Here is a 17,776-nt window from a genome sequence, read left to right as displayed (position 1 = left end):
TATCCCTATAGTGGCGAAAAGTGGGGCAAAGTGGTTTTTCCTGTCCCATAGTGGTGAGTTTTTAAGCGGGGTGGGACGAGGCGCATGTTCAGAGGCGTGCAGCACATCAATATGGATGCCAAGGGTCGCATGGCGATACCTGCGCGTCAGCGGGATGTGCTGATGACCGCCTGCGACGGACATATTGTTGCCACCATCGATACCCAGTCCTCCTGCCTTGCCGTTTACCCGCTGCCCGAGTGGGAGCGCATTGAATCCGAGGTCCAGGCGTTGCCCGCCCTTAACCCGGGTGTGAAGCGATTCCAGCGATTGGTTCTGGGTTATGCCTCCGATATCGAGCTCGATGCCAACGGACGCTTTCTGGTACCGCCGTCGCTTCGCGAATACGCGGGGCTTGAGAAGAAGGTCGTTTTGGTGGGGCAGGGAAATAAATTTGAGCTCTGGTCAGAATCGCTCTGGCTGGCTGAGCGTGAGGCTGCACTGTCGGCGGATGCGGGCTTCGAAGTGCCCGCTGAGCTGCTGTCGCTCACACTCTGATGGCTTCGGGCCATCGATCGGTATTGCTTGAGGAGGCGGTGACTGCGTTGATAACGACCGCGGACGGCACCTATGTTGATGGCACCTATGGCCGTGGTGGGCATAGTCGCCGGGTGCTTGCTGCGCTCAGCGAAGCCGGCCGTCTTATTGGCTTTGACAAGGATCCTGAAGCGGCAGTGCACGCCGAGGACCTCGCCGCTACTGATTCCCGCTTCAGCTTCTTCCACCGGAGTTTCGCCGACATCCCTGACATCAAACGCCCGGAGCAGGGGTTTTCCGGTGTGCTTCTCGATCTTGGTGTTTCCAGTCCGCAGCTGGATAACGGAGAGCGGGGATTTAGTTTCCAAAGCGACGGTCCGCTCGATATGCGCATGGACAGTTCGTCGGGAGTCACCGCCGCGGTGTGGATAAATAAAGCGCCACTGGCTGAGCTGATACAGGTGTTCAGGGATTATGGCGAGGAGCGTTTTGCGACGCGGATTGCCAATGCCATTATCGACGCCCGCGAAGAGACGCCGATTGAGCGCACCGGGCGACTGGCTCAGATTGTCAAGGTTGCCCATCCGCGCTGGGAACCCCACAAGCACCCGGCGACGCGGGTGTTTCAGGCGATTCGCATCTTCATTAATCGGGAGTTGGAGGATCTTGAGTCGGTTCTTGTGCGGGTAATCGATACGCTGGACGTGGGCGGCAGGCTGGTAGTTATCAGTTTTCACTCCCTCGAGGACCGGATCGTCAAGCGCTTTATGCGCGACGAGTCTCGAGGCGTCTCGGTGCCCCGGGGAGTTCCGATCCGGGATGCGGATATGGGTCGCCGGTTGCGGGTAGTGGGCAAGGCGGTCAAACCTTCTACAGAGGAATTGGCGAATAACCCCCGAGCGCGCTCGGCGGTGATGAGAGTCGCGGAGCGGTTGGCGTGATCGGTGCCGGGCGCAGCAGTTTAGGAATCGCATTGGTCGTCACGGTGAATACGGTGTCGGCGCTGGCGCTGGTGTACTCCTCGCATGTCTGTCGCCAGTACTATGCGCAATTACAGCACCTGGAGCAGGGTCGTTGGGCGCTCGAAGAGGATTTCAGCCGGCTGCTGATTGAGCGCAGCACTTTGGCCAGTCCCCATCGCGTCTATCAAGTGGCAACAAACCAGCTGGATATGGCACCGCCGCCTGCGGTCGATATTCTTGTGGTGGCGCCCTGATGCCGGCGGCCGCGCAAAATCTGGGTGGCGGGCGCCTGATCATTGTCGCTGCATTACTGACGATGTTGCTCGGATTGTTGCTGGCACGTCTGGTTATGCTCCAGGTGCTGGATGAAAAGGGTGGTGCCGAATTTCTCAAGCGTCAGGGTGATCTACGCGCCGTCCGCAGCGCCGAAATTCCCGTGTATCGAGGGTTGATTACCGACCGCCGCGGGGAGCCCCTCGCGGTGAGTACACCGGTGGTATCGCTGGTCGCCAACCCACAGCGATTACGCGACTCGAGTCGAATTGCCGAGCTTGCCGGCGCCATTGGTCTTGCGGAGGCGGAACTCAGGGAAAAGCTGGACCAATACCGCAATAAACAATTCATGTATTTGCTTCGACATCAAACGCCGACGGTCGCCCGCAGGATCCTGGCATTGGGAATCAAGGGCGTCAGCGGTGAGCGTGAGTATCGACGTTTTTATCCGGCAGGGGAGGTGGCGGCCCATGTGGTCGGTCTCACCGATCGGGACAGTCAGGGTATTTCCGGGCTGGAACTGGCTTTTCAGAGTGCGCTCTCGGGTACGCCGGGTAAGAAACGATTTATTAAAGACCTGCACGGCGACTCGGTCCGCGACATCGGTGTACTCGTCGAGCCTGAGCCCGGTGAGTCGGTTTCGCTGAGCATTGATTTACGGCTCCAGTATCTGCAGCACCGAGAGTTGCAGCGGGCCATGATCGAGACGGGTGCTGACGCGGGTGCCGCAGTAACGATTGATGCCTGGACGGGTGAGGTTCTCGCCATGAGCAATCACCCGGTGTTTAACCCGAATTCGCGCCAGTTCGATTACCAGTCGGCCCGAAATCGCGTGGTCGCCGACGAGTTCGAGCCGGGATCGACGATGAAACCACTGACGCTGGTAGCGGCGCTTGAGAGCGGCCAGTTCACCATTGACACCGTGATCGATACATCGCCGGGGCGGATCAGAGTCGGGCGCAAAGTGCTGCCCGATCCCAAAAACTACGGTGAGATCACCGTGTCACGGGTCATCGAAAAATCGAGTCAGGTCGGCGTCACCAAAATCGCGCAGCAACTCGACCACGAGGCTGTACTCGATGTTTACCGGCGATTTGGTCTCGGCGAACCCACCAGCGTCGGCTTTCCCGGCGAGCGTCCCGGGATGGTGCCGGACCGAACCCGGTGGAGTGAGATCGAAAAGGTCACATTGGCATTTGGTTACGGTTTAACCGCGACGCCGCTGCAGGTAGCCAGCGCTTACGGCGTCTTTGCCAACCGCGGTCGCCGCATACCGTTGACGCTGCTCAAGCGCACTGCTGACGACCGCCCTGAAGGTCAGCAGGTGATCGCTCCCGAGATCGCCGATGACGTATTACGGGTATTGCATCGGGTTACCGGAGAGCACGGCACCGCGCGCAAGGCGCGCGTTGCCGGTTTTGAGGTGGGCGGCAAGACCGGCACGGTGCACAAGGTCGGTGCTTCGGGGTATCTCGCGGACCAATACGTCGCGCTCTTTATCGGTATTGCGCCCATCGAAGCTCCGCGCTACGTCACCGCAGTCGTTATCGATCGACCCAAGGGCGATAGCTACGGTGGCGGCTCGGCCGCGGCGCCGGTTTATTCGCGTATCACCGAAGGCGTACTGCGACTCGGCAACGTGCCCCCTTCGCCGCCGCACCAGGATGCCGGTGCGCAGCTGGCCATCGCAGGAGGTGGGGCGTGACACTGGCGGTAAAGTCTTTGGCGGAACTGATCGACGTCCCCGCCGAGCTCGGAAGTGTCGCGATCAGTGATATCACTCTCGACAGTCGCGCGGTGGCACCGGGGGCGGTCTTTGTTGCCATGCCTGGCGGTGAGTCCGACGGCCGCGGCTTCATTGATGACGCACTCCGCGCCGGTGCGGCGGCTGTACTTGCCGAAGCTGACGGGCTGGCGCAGCAGCACCCGAAAGTGATTGCGGTGCCCGCTCTGCGATCCCGCTGTGGCGACATTGCCCGCCGGGGATTTGGTGACGTCAGCGCGCGCATGGCGCTGGTCGCCGTGACCGGGACCAATGGCAAGACATCGATCGCCGACATCACCGCCCAGTTGCTGCGCGGATTGGGCGTGAAGACGGGCACTATTGGCACACTCGGTTCGCGGACGAACACAGTCGCTGCTACCGCGGTAAACACCACCCCGGACGTATTTACCCTGCATCGAACCCTGGCCGCCTGGCACGCGGAAGATATTGATCACGTGGTGCTCGAGGCGTCGTCTCACGCGCTGTCGCAGGAGCGTTTGGCGGGACTCACCCTACGCACCGGTATCTTCACCAATTTATCCCGTGATCATCTCGATTATCACGAGGATGAGCGCGCCTACCTCGCCGCCAAGCTCCGACTGTTCAGCGATTATCCGCTCCAGTACGCCATCTACAACGCCGATGATCCTATGGCGTCCGAGGTTCGAACGGTGGCATCGTGCCCGACGCTCGGTATTTCAATGAGCTCCGCGGAAGCGGATGTCTTTGCGCAGTTCGAAGTACTGCAGAGCGGACTGAATATAACCCTGCATGCCCCCTACGGAACGGCCAGTGCAGAAACGCCGCTTTCGGGGACCTTCAACGCCTTCAATGTGGTGGCGGCTGTGATGGCGGCGACGACCCTGGGCTACGACTTCGAACAGGTAATGGCGTTGCTGCCTACCCTGAAGACTGTCCCGGGCCGCATGCAGCGTGTGGCCAGCCCGCAGGAATTGGCGGTAGTCGTGGACTACGCCCATACCCCGGAAGCGCTGGCGGTCGCGATTGAAGCACTGCGACCCGGCTGTACCGGTGAGCTCTGGCTGGTTTTTGGCTGTGGCGGCGATCGCGATCGCGGTAAGCGCGCGCAAATGGGCCGTATTGCAGCCACCCTTGCCGATCGTGTTGTTGTGACCAGCGATAACCCCCGTTCCGAGGCGCCTGAGCGCATTATCGATGACATTCTGAAGGGCATTGATGGTCCCGCAGTGGTCGTCGAGGATCGGCGCGGCGCCATCATGCATGCGCTGGGTGCTGCGCGCCCGGGGGATGTGGTCCTCATCGCCGGTAAAGGGCACGAGGACTATCAGGAATCAGCAGGTGTCAGGCGTCCCTTCTCCGATAGTGCTGTCGCCCAGGAATTTTTTGCGGGGTCCGCGGCCAATGATTGAAGCGCTGGACCTCAATGCTATTGCGACGCGACTCGGGGCTGAGGTTCTCGGCGCCACCGATGCCCTCCGTGTTTCCGGTGTTGCCATCGACAGCCGCACTGTCAGCGCCGGTGACTTGTTTGTCGCGCTGCGCGGGGAGCGCGTTGATGGCCATGATTATGTCGCCGCGGCGCATGCCGGGGGTGCGGTGGCAGCCGTTGTCGAGGAGCCGGTGGCTGTTGAGATCCCGCAGCTGCAGGTGGCGGCATCTGTGGATGTATTGTCGCTGATTGCGGGCATGGTCCGTGAGCAGTATCGAGGCGTTCTCGTCGGCATTACCGGTAGCGCCGGCAAAACCAGCGCCAAAACCCTGCTGGCGTCGGTACTGGCGGAGGCGGGCCCCACGCTGGCGACATCCGGTAATCAGAACAATGAAATTGGCGTTCCGTTGACGCTGTTTAGACTCGATCCCGCCATTGAGTTCGCTGTTGTCGAGATGGGCGCGGGCAGGCCCGGAGATATCGCGCATCTCTGCGCTGTCGCGAGACCGGGTATCACCGCATTGCTCAATGCCGCGCCTGCGCATCTGGCGAATTACGACAGCGTGGATGCTATCGCCCGGACCAAGGGGGAAATCCTGGCTGCTCTGGGAAGCGGTGACCTCGGGGTGTTTAATGGAGATCAACGCTATGCCGACGTCTGGCGCGAAATGGCGGCACCCGCGGAGGTGCGCACCTTTGGCATGAGCAAGGGTGTCGATGTTCGTGCCATCAACATTCAGTACGAGGGCTACAAGGGTACTCATTTTCGGGTCAAAACACCGGAAGACGGTTTTGATGTCGCGCTGAAGCTGCCGGGCAGTCCAGGGGTCTATAACGCACTCGCAGCCATTGCCATTGCCGGCGCCCTGGGGCTGAGTCCAGCCGCTATCGCGCGCGGGCTTGAAAAGGTGAGCCCCGAGCGCGGTCGCGGAAGAGCGCTTCGCGCCAGCAGCGGCGCGCAAATCGTCGATGACAGTTACAACGCCAATCCTGTAGCGGTGGCTGCGGCGATCGATACGCTTGCAATGACCCCCGGCAGGCGCTCGCTGATTCTGGGCCCGATGTTGGAGCTCGGACCGAAGACCGATGAATTCCATCGCGAAATGGGTGTGCGTGCCAAAGAAGCTGGCCTCGATCGCCTGATCACCGTGGGCGAGGCTACCCGGCCGGCGGCCGAGGGCTTCGGCGGTTCGCCACAGCATTTTGCCGACAACTCAGCGCTGCTCTCAGCACTCCCTGATTTTACCAGCGGTGACACTGTGTTGGTTAAGGGGTCCCGAGGCGCTCGATTGGAAGTAGTGGTGGATGCCCTGTTGGGTGAGCTGGAGGCTGCGGCATGCTGAAGTGGCTGGCTGAGCAGTTGATCCCGCTGGAGCCGGGCTTTGCCGTTTTCCAGTACCTGACGCTGCGAGGCATTCTTGCCGCCGGGACAGCGCTGTTGATATCGCTGCTGGTGGGTCCCTGGATGATCCGACGACTCAATCGATTGCAAATCGGTCAAGCGGTCAGGATCGACGGGCCCCAGACCCACCTGGCAAAGGCGGGAACGCCGACCATGGGTGGGGCGCTGATTCTCGTGTCAATTGCCGTGGCCTCATTGCTTTGGGGCGACCTGGGTTCGCGTTACCTGTGGGTCACGCTGGCGGTAACCATCGCCTTTGGTGCAGTCGGTTGGGTTGATGACTATCGCAAGGTCGTGGAGAAGGATTCCCGCGGGCTCCCTGCGCGCTGGAAGTACCTCTGGCAATCGATCATCGCGGTGATTGCCACTGTTTATTTAGCAGCGTCTGCCGTAGACCCCGCCGAGACGACGCTCTATGTGCCCTTCTTCAAGGACGTGGCGCTATCGATGGGGTGGCTGTTTGTTCCCTTTTCCTATTTCGTGATCGTCGGTTCCAGTAACGCGGTCAACCTGACCGATGGTCTGGATGGTCTGGCTATCCTGCCGACGGTGATGGTGGCGACGGGCCTGGGCGCCATTGCCTACGTCACCGGCAACATTAATTTTTCAGATTACCTGAATATCCCCTACCTCGCCGGCAGCGGCGAGTTGGTGATTTTCTGCGGTGCGATCGCGGGGTCCGGCCTCGGATTCCTGTGGTTCAACACCTATCCGGCGATGGTCTTTATGGGTGATGTGGGTGCGCTGGCACTGGGGGCGGCTCTCGGAGTTATGGCGGTCATCACCCGGCACGAAATTGTATTGCTGATTATGGGCGGCATATTCGTTCTGGAAACCGTGTCGGTCATGATTCAGGTGGCTTCTTTCAAGCTGACGGGTAAGCGCGTATTTCGGATGGCGCCAATCCATCATCACTTTGAGCTCAAAGGCTGGCCCGAGCCTCGCGTCATCGTCCGATTCTGGATTATCACCGTAATGCTGGTCCTGTTCGGTCTGGCAACGCTGAAGCTGCGATGAGGAGTGACGTGATGACATCCGCTCTAATCGCCTCCAGTGAATCAAGAATGATATTGGGGCTCGGTGCGACCGGTTGCTCGGTGGCAAGATTCTGGCAGCGTAACGGCATACCCTTTAAAGCCTGCGATACCCGACCTGAGATGGAGTCCGAGTTGCTCCATTGCGAGGCGACCGCCGGCGCGGAGCAGGTTCTCTTTGGCGACTTCGACCCGGTGGTGGTCGATGGGTTGACCGAATTGGTCGTGAGCCCGGGAATCGCCATGGACCACCCCCTGGTGGATCGTGCCCTGAAGGCTGGCGTGCGGGTGATTGGCGACATCGATTTATTCATGGCCGAGGCCAACGCACCCGTAATAGGTATTACGGGCTCCAACGGCAAGTCCACGGTGACGGAGATGGTTGCGGCGATCTTACGTGCGTCGGGCAGTGCGGTGGCAGTGGGCGGCAATCTGGGTACGCCAGCGCTTGACCTGCTGGAGCATCCAGCCGATATCTATGTGCTCGAGCTGTCCAGTTTTCAGCTCGAGCGCAGCGAAAAGCTGGGCCTTGCCGTTGCCACCGTGCTCAATATCTCTGCTGACCATCTCGATCGGCACGGGTCGATGCCTCGATACCATCAGGCGAAACACCGTATTTTCCGCGGTGCCCGTACGGTTGTCGCCAATCGAGCGGATCCACTGACTGTTCCCCTGCTGGAAGAAAAGGCGGATGTCGTGGTGTGGCGCGACGGCGAGCCAGACCTGCGTGAATTCGGTACCCGAGTGGTCGACGGCGAGGTGATGCTCTGTCGCGGCTTTGACACGCTGGCTGCGGCGACGGAGCTGCCATTGCCTGGTCGCCACAACCTGGCGAACGCCCTGGCGGCAATGGCAGTGGCCAGTGCGGCGGGCGTGGACGACGAGCAGTTGGTGCCGGGACTGAAACACTTCCACGGCTTGCCCCATCGCTGCGCTCTGGTGCGCGAGCTCGACGGTATTCGCTTTATCAATGACAGCAAGGGGACCAATATCGGGGCGACCCGAGCGGCGCTGGAGGGCCTGGGCGGCAACGGCAACGTGGTGCTCATCGCCGGGGGCGTCGGTAAGGGTCAGGATTTCACCGAGCTGCAAGCTTCAGCGGAGCAACGGTGCCGACGTGTTTTGACAGTCGGTGAGTCGGCGCGGGAAATCGAGCTGGCCTTGGGTGCTACCGTCCCGTGCCAGCGCGTCGAGACTATTGAGCAAGCGGTGACCCGTGGCCGTGAATTAGCCAAGGCCGGGGATATCGTACTGCTGTCCCCCGCCTGTGCGAGCTTTGATCAGTTTTCGGGATATGCGGCGCGCGGGCTTGCCTTTGAAGAGGCCGTGAAGGCGTTGCAGGAGGGTGAGCAGTGAACGCCATCACCTTCAGCCCAGCCCGACCCGATCCGCTGTTGTCTGGTCTCGCCATCACATTGATAGCGGTGGGCCTGGTGGCCATCAGCTCTGCGTCCATCGAATACGGGGATCACTACTTCGATAACCCCTGGCACCATACGATCCGGCATTCGATCTATCTGGTGCTGGCGGTGGCGGCCGCAGGTGTGGCCTACATGGTGCCCACCACGTTCTGGCAGCGCACCTCGCCGTGGTGGTTACTACTGGGCTTCGCCCTGCTGATTCTTGTGTTGCTGCCCGGTATTGGGCGCAACGTCAACGGGAGTCAACGGTGGCTACCGATTGGCCCGCTCACCGTGCAGCCCTCTGAAGTGGCCAAGTTTGCGGTGGTGCTGTATCTGGCGGGTTTCCTGGTTCGCCACCAGGCAACGGTTCGCAGTCACTGGGAGGGGTTGGCGAAGCCGGTGGGTATTCTTGCAATGGTCGCTCTGCTGTTGCTGCTCGAGCCGGACTTCGGTGCCACCGTGATCACCACTGGCACGGTATTTGGCATGTTGTTTCTCGCCGGCGCGCGCCTGATTTATGTGCTTGGTCTTGTGGGTGTCGCCGTGGGTGCGTTGGTTGTGATGGTTGTGAGTGCGCCGTATCGCCTACAGCGACTGACCGCTTATACCGATCCGTGGGCAGATCCTTACGGCAGTGGCTTCCAGCTCATCCAGTCATTGATTGCCTACGGCCGCGGCGAGTGGTGGGGCGTTGGCCTGGGTAATAGCATCCAGAAATTGTTTTACCTGCCCGAAGCCCATACCGACTTTGTGTTTTCCATCTGGGCGGAAGAAACGGGCCTGGTGGGCTCGACGCTCGTCATTCTGGTCTATGCATTACTGGTCGGCCGCATCCTGCACATCGGGTACACATCGATTCGTCTCGATGACGCCTTTGCGGCTTACGTCTGTTACGGCATTGGTCTGATTTTCGCGGGCCAGGCCTTCGTCAATATGGGTGTCAGCTCTGGATTGCTACCTACCAAGGGTCTCACCTTGCCCTTGATCAGCTACGGCGGTAGCAGTCTTATCATCAGCTGCGTCATGCTCGCTATTGTGCTCCGTATCGAGCACAACAACCGCCTCAGCGGTGGGCAGTCTGGTAAAAAACGCCGGGCGGGAAGCCGTCGAGCGGCGGGGAGGGCGCGCGCATGACGGCCCCTCGTGTGTTAATCATGGCTGGTGGCACCGGCGGACACGTGTACCCCGCGCTTGCCGTCGCCGAGGAGCTGCGGCTGCGTGGTTGGATGATCGACTGGGTGGGCACCCAGCGCGGACTCGAGTCCCGCGTGGTTCCGGAGCACGGTATTGAGCTGCACACCCTCCCGGTGCGCGGCTTGCGCGGGAAGGGTATTCTCGCGCGTGTTTCAGGGGTGCTGCGCCTGGGCCTGGCGATGATCGCCAGTCTCGCACTGGTTGCTCGCCTGAAGCCGGATGCCGCTCTGGGAATGGGCGGTTATGCTGCGGGCCCCGCCGGGCTTGCCATGCGAGTGTGGCGCAGGCCGTTGGTGATTCATGAGCAAAACGCGGTGGCAGGGACCACCAATCGCCTGCTGGCGCCGTTTGCCAATCGGATTCTCTGCGGCTTCGAAGGCGCTTTCAGCGCGCCCAGAATCGTTGAGGTGGTGGGCAATCCGGTCCGCGATAGTATTTTTTTGCAGACCGCTGAAAAGCACTACCCGGAACGATTCACCCCTGAACGGCCGCTCCGGTTGCTGGTGCTTGGCGGCAGCCTCGGCAGTGCTCCGATCAATAACGCCGTACCCGCCGCGGTATCCAATTTGCTAGACAGCGCGCCAGACGCACCCGTCACGATACGCCATCAATGCGGCGAGTCGCACTTTGCGGCCACCCAGGGGTTGTATGCAGAGTTGGCGCAGGCGGTCACCGTCATTCGTTTTATTGAAGATATGGCCGACGCTTATCGGTGGGCAGATCTCGTCATTTGCCGCGCCGGTGCCTTGACGGTCTCGGAGTTAGCGGCAACGGGCACGCCCGCCATTCTTGTCCCATTACCCCATGCGATTGACGATCATCAGACCCGCAATGCGGAGGTGTTGAGTGCGGTGGGCGCCGCGGAGCTGCTGCCCCAGCGCGATATCAGCGATACGGTATTGGCCGATCGACTGAATCGGTTTCTGCGTCATCCCGAGCGCCTGAAGGACATGTCGGTATCCGCACGATCCCTGAGTCCTGCCGCCGCCACTCGTCGCGTGGCGGATGTTGTCGAGGAGGTGGCCCATGTCGCCTAAATCCCGATCGACCGAGACTGGGCCGTTTGCAGTGCCAGCCATGGGCCGTATCCGCGAGATCTTCTTCGTCGGCATTGGCGGTTCGGGGATGAGCGGTATAGCCGAGGTCCTCGTCCGGCTCGGCTATCGGGTTGCGGGATCCGATGTACAGGATAGCCCTGTCATCGAGCGGCTGCGCGGCCTCGGTAGCACGATTCATATCGGGCATGACGGTGACAATATTGCCGGCGCCGATGTGCTGGTGGTTTCGAGTGCCATTGCCGATACAAACCCCGAACTGCAGGCGGCGAAGGCGAGCAGGATTCCGATTGTTCCGCGCGCAGAGATGCTGGCAGAGCTGATGCGCTATCGATACGGTATTGCCGTCGCGGGCACCCACGGCAAGACCACGACCACCAGTTTGATCGCGTCGATACTGGGTGAGGCGGGCGAGGACCCCACCTTTGTCATCGGTGGCGTTCTCAATCAGGGGGGCAGTAATGCGCGGCTCGGTGACGGCCGCTTTCTGGTGGTTGAGGCCGATGAGAGCGACGCGTCGTTCCTGCATTTGCTGCCAATGATGAGTGTGGTCACCAACGTGGAAGCCGACCACATGGACCACTACGGTGGCGACTACGCCAACTACGAACGCGCCTTTGTTGAGTTCCTGCACAACCTCCCCTTTTACGGGCTGGCCGTGATGTGCATCGATGACCCGGGGGTGCGGGCCGTGCTGCCCACCGTCACGCGGCAGGTGCTGTCTTACGGACGAGACGACACCGCTGACTTCCAGCTGACAGCGCTTGAGGGCGATGGAATGGTGACCCTGCTGACGGTGCGCCGGCCCGAGCCGTGCAAGACCCTGGAGCTCACGCTCAACATGCCGGGGGTGCACAACGCCCTCAACGCCACGGCGGCGGTCGCGGTGGCGACCGAGCTGGGTATCGCCGATGACGCCATTGCGGCAGGGCTTGCCCGCTTCGGCGGGGTGGGCCGTCGTTTCAGCCGCCTCGGCACCGTCCGCTGGGAGCACGGCGAAGCCCTGTTGATTGACGATTACGGCCATCACCCTACCGAGGTTGCCGCAACACTGGCAGCGGCCCGATCGGCGTGCCCCGATCGGCGGCTGGTCATGCTCTACCAGCCCCATCGCTACAGCCGCACCCGGGATCTCTATGAGGATTTTGTCGCTGTGCTCTCGGATTGTGAGGTCTTGCTGCTGCTGGATGTCTATTCCGCCGGTGAGGAGCCGATTGCCGGAGCCGACAGCCGCGCGCTGACCCGTTCGATCCGACAGCGCGGTGCGGTGGAGCCGATCTTCGTCGCTGATGCCGAAGCTCTGGCCCCGGTACTGATCAATATTCTGCGCGACGGTGACCTGCTGCTCACCCAGGGTGCCGGCAACATCGGTGGTATCGCACAAACCCTCGCCAACGCGGATCGGTTGGAGGATTTGCTATGAGCCCGACGGTCTTCAAGGGAAAGACCCTCGCGGTATTACTAGGCGGAACGGCAGCTGAACGCAGCGTGTCGCTCCAGAGTGGCGAGAATGTCGCGACAACGCTTGCGACCACCGGCGCAGAGGTGCGTCGGGTGGATACCGCCGACAACGGCTGGCAGCAACAGCTCAAGGGCGTCGATTTTGCCTTCAACCTGCTGCATGGGCCGGGTGGTGAGGATGGCACTGTTCAGGGTTTTCTCGAGTACGAGGGTATTCCCTATAGCGGTTCCGGGGTGCTGGGCTCGGCGCTCACCATGGATAAAGCGCGCACAAAATGGCTGTGGGCGGGAATCGGCCTGCCCACGCCCGAGTTCCTGTTGCTCAATCGTGACAGTGAGTGGCAGGCCATCATCGATGCCCTCGGCCCGGTATTTGTCAAACCGACCCGCGAGGGCTCGTCGATCGGTATGTCCCACGCCGCCTCCGCCAGCGAATTGGCCGATGCCTACGACAATGCCGCGAGCTACGGTACCGCCGTGATGGCTGAGCAGTATATCGAGGGGAGTGAATATACCGTCGCCATCCTCGGCGATCGGGCACTGCCATCGATTCGCATCGAAACCGATGCGGCGTTCTACGATTTCGAAGCCAAGTACGTTTCCGAGGATACCCGCTTCTTCTGTCCATCGGGTCTCGCGGAGCAGGACGAAGCGGCGTTGGCCCAGCTCGCTCTCGATGCCTTTGCGGCCACGGGCGCCTCCGTTTGGGGACGCGTCGATGTCCTTCGCCGTCGCAATGGCGACTGGCAGTTACTCGAAGTCAACACGGTGCCGGGTATGACTTCCCACAGTCTGGTACCCATGGCGGCAAAGCAGGCGGGGTTGTCGATGGCTGAGCTGTTGGCGGCGATTTATGTCTCGAGCAGCGAGGAGTGTGGCGTTGACCGGTCGTAAGTCAAACACACAGCGAGGCGCCCGGCGTATGCGGTCAAAACCGGCCACTACGTCGATCAGCTCGACCGTGGGCCTGTGGTTTAACCGGGCACTGATCTTGCTCGCTACCGCAATGGTGGCCGCGGCCGCCGCCCGAGGCAGTAGCTATCTGATGTCGCTGGAGGTCGAGCGGATCGCCGTCACCGGCGACCAGGTCAATATCGACCCTGAGGACATCCAGTCGCTGGTCGCGCCGAAGCTGGTCGATGGTTTTCTCGCCGCTGATTTGGAGGCGCTGGCTTTCGATCTAGAAGCAATGCCGTGGGTGTATCGCGCGTCGGTGCGCAGACGCTGGCCGGATGCGGTCGTGATCCATATCAAGGAGCAGCAGCCCATCGCGCGCTGGGGCGATCGGGGCTTTCTCAATCACGAGGGCGATTTATTTGTGGTGGAGCCCGGTGCTGGATATTTACAGCTTCCCCAATTGCACGGTGAGGCCGGCAGTGAAAGGGCGTTGATGCGGCGTTACCGCAGTCTCGAGGCGCTGCTGACACACCTCGATATCGGTGTTCACCGGCTGTCTGTCGATGAGGTGGGTCAGTACACCGTGGCGCTCGATAACGGCGTTGAGGTCCTGCTGGGCAGCGATGATTTCGTCGCCCGTGCCCGACGATTTATCAGTCTTTACGAGCGCGAATTAGCTCAGTTACCCGTGGCGTATGTCGATTTACGGTATTCCGACGGCGCCGCCGTTCAACTCAATGATCAGGTTGCCATGACAGAACAGCAGATGCAGGAGGGGCCGTAATGGCCGCGACACCGGATAAACGCATGATCGTCGGGCTCGACATCGGCACCTCAAAGGTGGTTGCGGTCGTGGGGGAGCTCGACACCGACGGCAGTATCGAGATTGTCGGCATCGGTTCCCACCCCTCTCGAGGAATGAAAAAAGGCGTGGTGGTGGACATCGAGTCCACGGTTAACGCCATTCAGCGCGCGGTGGAGGAAGCCGAGCTGATGGCCGGCTGCCAGATTCATTCAGTGTATGTGGGCATCGCCGGCAGCCATATACGTTCCATGAACTCCCACGGCATTGTGGCGATCAAGGACGGTGAGGTTTACCCGCCAGACCTGGATCGGGTGCTCGATGCGGCTCAGGCGGTCGCGATTCCCGCGGACCAAAAGGTATTACACGTGCTGCCGCAGGAGTACGTCATCGATAACCAGGGGGGCATCAAGGAGCCACTGGGTATGTCGGGGGTGCGCCTCGAAGCCAAGGTGCATCTCGTGACCTGCGCCGTCAACGCCGCCCAGAATATTGAAAAATGCATCCAGCGCTGCGGCTTGGCAGTCGACGGCATCATTTTGGAGCAACTTGCGTCCAGTCATGCGGTCATCACCGCCGATGAGAGCGATCTCGGTGTCTGCATGGTCGATATCGGTGGCGGCACCTCCGATATCGCCATCTTCACCGATGGCTCGATCCGGCATACCGGGGTCATCCCGATCGCCGGTGATCAGGTGACCAACGATATCGCCATGGCCCTGCGCACGCCGACTAATCACGCCGAAGAGATCAAGATTCGCTACGCCTGTGCGTTGACGCAGCTGGCCCGACCCGAAGAGACTATCAAGGTACCGAGCGTCGGTGATCGCCCGCCCCGAGACCTCTCGAGACAGTCGCTGGCGGAGGTGGTCGAGCCCCGCTACGACGAATTGTTCACCTTGATCCAGTCTGAGCTGAGGCGCTCGGGGTTCGAGGAGTTGGTACCCGCCGGCATCGTGCTCACCGGTGGGACCTCGAAAATGGAAGGGGTGGTCGAGCTCGCTGAAGAGATTTTTCACATGCCGGTGCGGGTGGGTTCGCCCCAGCACGCCACCGGGCTCAACGACATTATTCGCAATCCCATTTATGCCACCGGCGTGGGGCTTTTGATCCATGGCGCCCGCGATGTGGATGGGGTTTCAGGGGGTCGAGAGACCCGCATCTCAAGGGGAGTGCTTGCCGCCATCAAAGACTGGCTCGGCAAGCACTTTTAACGATTTTCAAGGGGAAACGTCGGTCAATGGCCGGCAAAAACTGAAGTAAGGGGAGTAACACCATGTTTGAACTTGTAGACAACGCACCACAAAACGCAGTGATTAAAGTTATCGGGGTCGGAGGCGGTGGCGGCAACGCCGTGCGCCATATGATCGAACACAATGTCGATGGGGTCGATTTTATCTGCGCCAATACCGACTCCCAGGCACTGTCTGACATTATGTCGAAGACGGTGCTGCAGCTCGGTACGGGCATCACCAAGGGCCTGGGTGCCGGTGCCAATCCTGAAATAGGGCGGGCCGCGGCGCTTGAGGATCGCGATCGTATCGCCGATGCGCTGCGGGGCGCCGATATGGTGTTCGTCACGGCGGGCATGGGTGGAGGCACCGGTACCGGCGGCGCTCCCATTGTTGCGGAAGTCGCGCGGGAAATGGGCATTCTGACCGTGGCGGTGGTTACGCGCCCCTTCAGTTTTGAAGGAAAGAAGCGATTGGCGATCGCAGAAAACGGATTGCGGGAACTTGAGGAGCATTGTGACTCTCTAATCACGATTCCGAATGAAAAACTGCTGGAGGTTTTGGGGAAAAATACCAGCCTCTTGGATGCCTTCAAGGAGGCGAATGATGTACTTTTAGGGGCTGTTCAGGGGATTGCAGACCTGATTATCCGCCCGGGCATGATTAACGTCGACTTTGCCGACGTGCGCACGGTCATGTCAGAGATGGGTTCGGCCATGATGGGCACCGGTAGTGCCTCTGGCGAGAACCGGGCGAGGGAAGCCGCGGAGCGAGCTATCAACAGCCCGCTACTGGACGATATCAACCTCGCAGGTGCGCGTGGGATTTTGGTTAACATCACCGCCGGCATGGACCTGTCGCTCGGTGAGTTCTCCGAAGTTGGCGACACGATTGAGGAATTTGCCTCAGATGAGGCCACTGTTGTCGTCGGGACGGTGATTGATCCCGAGATGAGCGACACGCTCAAGGTTACAGTGGTGGCGACCGGCCTCGGCGCGGCAGCAGGCGCGATGGCGGATCGGCCACAATTGAAAACGGTGACGACGAAGGCCAGTCCGGCGATGACGGCCGACGGCACACCGAACTACGGCGAAGAATACGATTTACCCCCGGCAAGACGCGGAGGTTTAAGAGCAGGTGGCGGCGGCCAGGCAGCAGCGGTCGCCGACAATGGCGGCGAGGAGTATTTCGATATTCCCGCATTTTTGCGTCGCCAGGCGGACTGACACCGGAGCGTCCGCCGAAACGACCGGAGTTTTTTCGATCCCGCAGGGGTCGTTGTAATTTCGGATAACGTTGCGGTAACCGCAGCGGCAGGGCCTTGGTGCTCGGTTGTTGCGAACGGACAGGAAAGTGTGAGCATGATCAGACAGCGAACGTTGCGAAACCCGATCAAGGCCACGGGTATTGGGCTGCATACCGGTGAGAAAGTGTTTCTCACGCTCAGTCCGGCTCCCGTCGACAATGGCATTGTTTTTCGACGCACCGACGTCTCCCCCGTCGCGGAAATCCCCGCCCGCGCCGAAAACGTCGGTGATACAACGCTCTCGACCAGTCTGGGATTGGGTGAGCACCGAGTCTCCACCGTGGAACATCTGTTGTCCGCGATGGCGGGACTCGGTATCGATAACGCTTACATCGACGTCACAGCGCCGGAAGTGCCGATTATGGATGGCAGTGCCGGCCCGTTCGTCTTCCTGCTGCAGTCCGCCGGTATTGAAGAGCAGAACGCCGCCAAACGTTTTATTCGGATCAAGCGACCGATTACCGTGACCGATGGTGATAAAAGCGCCAGCCTTCTCCCCTTCGATGGCTTCAAGGTGTCTTTTTCCATCGATTTTGACCACCCCGTGTTCCGTGATCGATCGGCTCATGCCCAGATCGATTTTTCCACCACCTCTTTCGTCAAGGAAGTCAGTCGCGCACGGACCTTTGGTTTCATGCACGAGATCGAATACCTGCGCTCGAAAGGTCTCGCGCGCGGCGGCAGTGTGGACAATGCGATTGTCGTGGACGAGTACCGAATCCTGAATCAGGACGGCCTCCGTTACGAGGATGAATTTGTAAAGCACAAGGTGCTCGACGCTGTTGGCGATCTGTATCTCCTCGGGTATAGCCTGATAGGCGAGTTCAAGGCCCACAAGTCCGGCCACGCCCTGAACAACGCGGTATTAAGAGCCCTGATTGCCGAGGAAGACGCCTGGGAAATGGTGACTTTCGAGGACGAAGCCGAGACCTCGCCCATCGCGTTCGGTGGCAACCCGGGTCTCGCCACCGCCTGACCCCCGCTCAGCGCCGACCCCAGACACGTGACTCACGGCTGAATTCTTCAGCCCGTTTTTGACTTTCTTGGACGATCCCGGCGGCGC

General features: G+C 60.7%; 16 protein-coding genes. All 16 read left to right on the top strand.

The genetic code is table 11. The features are described 5' to 3' along the window. Nucleotides 1-84: 84 nt before the first annotated feature. Complete coding sequence (gene mraZ / locus NOR51B_RS01560) at nucleotides 85-537, top strand: division/cell wall cluster transcriptional repressor MraZ (protein WP_009021481.1); 453 nt, start codon at nucleotides 85-87, stop codon at nucleotides 535-537. Further along, nucleotides 537-1,457 carry a 16S rRNA (cytosine(1402)-N(4))-methyltransferase RsmH gene (gene rsmH, locus NOR51B_RS01555; protein WP_009019244.1) on the top strand — a complete coding sequence of 307 codons (921 nt, stop codon included), beginning with the start codon at nucleotides 537-539 and terminating at the stop codon, nucleotides 1,455-1,457. The genes mraZ and rsmH overlap by 1 nt, the downstream gene beginning before the upstream one ends. After that, nucleotides 1,454-1,732: a cell division protein FtsL gene (gene ftsL, locus NOR51B_RS01550; RefSeq protein ID WP_050759393.1), complete on the top strand. Its 279-nt coding sequence runs from the start codon at nucleotides 1,454-1,456 to the stop codon at nucleotides 1,730-1,732. Before rsmH ends, ftsL begins: the two co-directional genes overlap by 4 nt. Then, a complete protein-coding gene (locus tag NOR51B_RS01545; protein WP_009019624.1) occupies nucleotides 1,732-3,456 on the top strand; it encodes a peptidoglycan D,D-transpeptidase FtsI family protein in 1,725 nt (574 codons plus the stop codon). The genes ftsL and NOR51B_RS01545 overlap by 1 nt, the downstream gene beginning before the upstream one ends. Further along, nucleotides 3,453-4,907 carry a UDP-N-acetylmuramoyl-L-alanyl-D-glutamate--2,6-diaminopimelate ligase gene (locus tag NOR51B_RS01540; RefSeq protein ID WP_009019247.1) on the top strand — a complete coding sequence of 485 codons (1,455 nt, stop codon included), beginning with the start codon at nucleotides 3,453-3,455 and terminating at the stop codon, nucleotides 4,905-4,907. Before NOR51B_RS01545 ends, NOR51B_RS01540 begins: the two co-directional genes overlap by 4 nt. Continuing rightward, nucleotides 4,900-6,270 (top strand): UDP-N-acetylmuramoyl-tripeptide--D-alanyl-D-alanine ligase, encoded by a 1,371-nt coding sequence (locus NOR51B_RS01535; protein WP_009021035.1) that lies wholly within the window; start codon nucleotides 4,900-4,902, stop codon nucleotides 6,268-6,270. The genes NOR51B_RS01540 and NOR51B_RS01535 overlap by 8 nt, the downstream gene beginning before the upstream one ends. Next, nucleotides 6,264-7,346 (top strand): phospho-N-acetylmuramoyl-pentapeptide-transferase, encoded by a 1,083-nt coding sequence (mraY, locus tag NOR51B_RS01530; protein WP_009021118.1) that lies wholly within the window; start codon nucleotides 6,264-6,266, stop codon nucleotides 7,344-7,346. Before NOR51B_RS01535 ends, mraY begins: the two co-directional genes overlap by 7 nt. Before the next feature lie 11 nt (nucleotides 7,347-7,357). Then, a complete protein-coding gene (gene murD / locus NOR51B_RS01525; RefSeq protein ID WP_040481542.1) occupies nucleotides 7,358-8,719 on the top strand; it encodes a UDP-N-acetylmuramoyl-L-alanine--D-glutamate ligase in 1,362 nt (453 codons plus the stop codon). Continuing rightward, on the top strand, nucleotides 8,716-9,900 hold the full coding sequence (gene ftsW / locus NOR51B_RS01520) for a putative lipid II flippase FtsW (RefSeq protein ID WP_009020865.1): 1,185 nt from the start codon (nucleotides 8,716-8,718) through the stop codon (nucleotides 9,898-9,900). The genes murD and ftsW overlap by 4 nt, the downstream gene beginning before the upstream one ends. Next, nucleotides 9,897-10,997 carry an undecaprenyldiphospho-muramoylpentapeptide beta-N-acetylglucosaminyltransferase gene (gene murG, locus NOR51B_RS01515; RefSeq protein ID WP_040481539.1) on the top strand — a complete coding sequence of 367 codons (1,101 nt, stop codon included), beginning with the start codon at nucleotides 9,897-9,899 and terminating at the stop codon, nucleotides 10,995-10,997. The genes ftsW and murG overlap by 4 nt, the downstream gene beginning before the upstream one ends. Beyond that, nucleotides 10,987-12,438 (top strand): UDP-N-acetylmuramate--L-alanine ligase, encoded by a 1,452-nt coding sequence (murC, locus tag NOR51B_RS01510; protein WP_040481536.1) that lies wholly within the window; start codon nucleotides 10,987-10,989, stop codon nucleotides 12,436-12,438. The genes murG and murC overlap by 11 nt, the downstream gene beginning before the upstream one ends. Next, nucleotides 12,435-13,370: a D-alanine--D-alanine ligase gene (locus NOR51B_RS01505; protein ID WP_009020777.1), complete on the top strand. Its 936-nt coding sequence runs from the start codon at nucleotides 12,435-12,437 to the stop codon at nucleotides 13,368-13,370. The genes murC and NOR51B_RS01505 overlap by 4 nt, the downstream gene beginning before the upstream one ends. Before the next feature lie 28 nt (nucleotides 13,371-13,398). After that, on the top strand, nucleotides 13,399-14,157 hold the full coding sequence (locus NOR51B_RS01500; RefSeq protein ID WP_050759392.1) for a cell division protein FtsQ/DivIB: 759 nt from the start codon (nucleotides 13,399-13,401) through the stop codon (nucleotides 14,155-14,157). After that, the gene (gene ftsA, locus NOR51B_RS01495) at nucleotides 14,157-15,389 is read left to right on the top strand and encodes a cell division protein FtsA (protein ID WP_009018868.1); all 1,233 of its coding nucleotides are present in this window, start codon (nucleotides 14,157-14,159) and stop codon (nucleotides 15,387-15,389) included. Before NOR51B_RS01500 ends, ftsA begins: the two co-directional genes overlap by 1 nt. A 62-nt stretch (nucleotides 15,390-15,451) precedes the next feature. Further along, nucleotides 15,452-16,633, top strand: coding sequence for a cell division protein FtsZ (ftsZ, locus tag NOR51B_RS01490; protein ID WP_009019393.1), 1,182 nt, complete (start codon nucleotides 15,452-15,454; stop codon nucleotides 16,631-16,633). A 135-nt stretch (nucleotides 16,634-16,768) separates the two neighbouring features. Continuing rightward, entirely contained in the window at nucleotides 16,769-17,689 is a 921-nt protein-coding gene (gene lpxC, locus NOR51B_RS01485) for a UDP-3-O-acyl-N-acetylglucosamine deacetylase (protein WP_009020629.1), read from the top strand. Nucleotides 17,690-17,776 lie beyond the last annotated feature (87 nt).

The organism is Luminiphilus syltensis NOR5-1B (genome assembly GCF_000158175.1).
Taxonomy (GTDB): domain Bacteria; phylum Pseudomonadota; class Gammaproteobacteria; order Pseudomonadales; family Halieaceae; genus Luminiphilus; species Luminiphilus syltensis.
The sequence above is the reverse complement of the archived record's forward strand: the minus strand, read 5'-3'. Positions and strand labels throughout refer to the sequence as shown.